Raw genomic sequence first — 2,832 nt, forward strand, 5'->3', positions numbered from 1 at the left:
GCCGCCGGGGAGGCCGCCGCGGCCCGGGTGGTGGCCCCTGGCCGTGCTCGTCCAGGTGTCGATGACGGTCCTCCAGTTCATCGGCGGGCTGTGGCTGCTGGCGCAGATCATCGGGGTCATGGCGCCGAACCTGGGGGTGCCGGTGCTGCTGATGGCGATCGGCATCGTCGGCGGCCCGCTCGTCGAGTGGAGCTGCCGCATGGCGGCCCGGGGGCCCGCCCGGCGGTACGGGCAGGAGGCGGAGAGACGGCTACGGGAGGCGGCCTCGGGGTGCGGCCGGGCCCGCGTCCTGGATCCGGTGGCGTCGGAGCTGCTGCGGTACCAGGAGGTACGGGAGCAGTACGGGCGGGTCGTGGGATCGGGCGCGGGGGCCGGCCGGGGCTGAGGCGGAACGCCTCCTTCGAGTGGCGGAGATGTCCACAGGCCGGCGGTTGCCCACAGCGCTCGGCGGGCCCGGCCCGACGGAGGCAGTCTGGCTTCGCGGCGATCGCGGGACGGTTCGCGGTCGCCCTGCCGGACGGCAGCCGTACGGGACGGGCCCGTACGCGTATCAGCCCGGCGCCGGTGCCGCCCTGCGCGGCCGGCGGGGCCGGGCGAGGGAGGGAAACACGATGAACGAGACGATGGTGTGCGTGGTGGGCAACGTGGCGACGCGGCCGGCGTACCGGGAGACGGCGTCCGGCCCCGCGGCCAGGTTCCGGATCGCGGTCACGTCCCGGTACTGGGACCGGGAGAAGAGCTCCTGGGCGGACGGACACACCAACTTCTTCACGGTGTGGGCCAACCGGCAGCTCGCCACCAACGCGGCGGCGTCGCTGTCGGTGGGCGAACCGGTGATCGTGCAGGGCCGGCTGAAGGTGCGTACGGAGACGCGCGAAGGACAGCAGGGGTGGATGTCGGCGGACATCGACGCGGTGTCGATCGGCCACGACCTCGCCCGGGGCACGGCCGCCTTCCGGCGAGCCCAGCGGCCGGAGCAGGCCTCCGTGCCGGAGCGCCCCGAACCCGACTGGGAAAACGGACCGGAGAATTCGGCGACCGCGGACGGAGCCGCGCCCCAACGGCAGCCGGAACCGGCGGCGGTGACATGAGGTCAGCGATTCGGCCTCGGCACCGACGCTGACCGAACCGAGGCTTATCGACGGATGCGTACCGGAACATCCCAGGTGGATTTGTCGATAAGCCCTGCTCGCAACGGCTTCCGCGATAACGATTCCGAGTCGGATCACTCCTCCGACGCGATCATCGACAAGCGCGCATCGCCGCCTCCTTAGGATGCCGGGCATGGCTCCCGGCACCCGCGGGGCCGGTGATTCTGCTGGTGGGACCATCAACCCCCCACGTCAACGGGTCCCGCCCGGGAAGGATTTCGGTGTTTGCTTCGTTCTCCGCGGGGCCCGCGCGTGGACGCGGGTCGGCCCGCCTCGCCGCAGGGGCGCTGGTGTCCGGACTCGTCGCCACGGCCGTACTGGCCGGCGCCGGGACGGCGGCCGCCGACGAGGGGACGGCACCGGACCACGGCGGGGCGGCCGCGACCATAGGCGGGCTCAAGACCTACGGCGCGGCCGTGATACGCGGCGCCGCCGGGGACCAGCAGGTGTCGGCGGGACTGTTCGAGATGTCCGTCGAGGGCGGCGGAATGCTGCAGACGTACTGCGTCGACGTCCAGACGCCCACGCAGAAGGACGCCAAGTACCACGAGACCGCCTGGAGCGGTACCTCACTGGGCGTCAACAAGGACGCCGGCAAGATCCGCTGGATCCTGCGGAACTCCTACCCGCAGGTCAACGACCTCGCGGCACTCGCGAAGAAGGCCGGCGTACGCGGCCGGCTCACCGAGCAGGACGCGGCGGCCGGCACGCAGGTGGCCATCTGGCGGTACTCCGACGACGTCTCCGTGGACGCCGTCGACCCCCAGGCCGAGCAACTCGCCGACTACCTGCAGGAGAACGCCCGCGACCAGGGGGAGCCGAAGGCGTCGCTGGCCCTGGACCCGCCGGCGGTCTCCGGCCGCCCGGGTGAGCGGATCGGCCCGGTGACGGTGCGCACCGACGCGCGCAGCGTGACCCTCTCCCCGCCGGCGGACGCCACCACGACCGGGGTGCGGATCGTGGACAAGGACGGCGAGCCCGTCACCACCGCCACCGACGGCGGCCAGGTCTTCTTCGAGGTGCCCGAGGACGCGGCGGCGGACACCGTCGAGCTGACCGCGCAGGCCTCGACGACGGTGCCGGTCGGCCGTGCCTTCGTCTCCGAGAGCAGGAGCCAGACGCAGATCCTGGCCGGCTCCAGCGAGTCGACGGTCTCGGCGACGGCGAGCGCCACCTGGGCGCTCAAGGGCGCGATACCCGCGCTGTCCGCCCGCGAGAACTGCGCCGAGGGCGGGGTGGACGTCACCGTCGCCAACCAGGACGACGAGCCGTTCACCTTCGAAGTGGCGGGCGCGGAGCACACCGTCGCGGGCGGCGAGTCCCGCACGGTGACGGTCCCGCTGAGCGAGGACCGGCCCTACGACTTCACGGTCACGGGCCCGAACGGCTTCGAGCAGCGCTTCACCGGCATGCTCGACTGCCTCACCCGAGCCGCCGAGATCGGCACCACCACCCACACCCTCACGGGCCCGAGCCCCACCCCCCTGAGCGACACCCCCACCGACACCAACCTCGCCGAGACCGGCTCCTCCGGCGCCACCCCGTGGATAGCCGGTACCGCGATCGCCCTGGTCGTCCTCGGCGGAGCGGGCCTGGTCATCACCCGCCGCAGGAACACGCCCTCCGGCGACTGAGGCACCCTTCCCGTCCGGTGGCCCCGGGGCAGTGGCGGGCCGGGGGC

At 73.2% G+C, this 2,832-nt stretch carries 2 protein-coding genes and 1 pseudogene; all 3 read left to right on the forward strand.

All coding sequences use genetic code 11. The annotated features are described in order from the left end of the window. Positions 1–385: pseudogene (locus B7767_RS28080) on the forward strand (ATP-binding protein); the annotation flags it as partial. 226 nt (positions 386–611) lie between these two features. Continuing rightward, positions 612–1,091, forward strand: a complete 480-nt coding sequence (locus B7767_RS28085) for a single-stranded DNA-binding protein (RefSeq protein ID WP_085574616.1) — start codon at positions 612–614, stop codon at positions 1,089–1,091. A 281-nt stretch (positions 1,092–1,372) separates the two neighbouring features. Then, positions 1,373–2,785, forward strand: coding sequence for a Cys-Gln thioester bond-forming surface protein (locus tag B7767_RS28090; RefSeq protein ID WP_085574617.1), 1,413 nt, complete (start codon positions 1,373–1,375; stop codon positions 2,783–2,785). Positions 2,786–2,832: the final 47 nt, after the last annotated feature.

Source organism: Streptomyces sp. 13-12-16, from assembly GCF_002114215.1.
In the GTDB taxonomy this organism is placed as follows: domain Bacteria; phylum Actinomycetota; class Actinomycetes; order Streptomycetales; family Streptomycetaceae; genus Streptomyces.

Excerpts from the sequence above, each read along its gene's own strand:
- B7767_RS28085 (WP_085574616.1), top strand. The coding sequence starts at position 612 with ATGAACGAGACGATGGTGTGCGTGGTGGGCAACGTGGCGACGCGGCCG.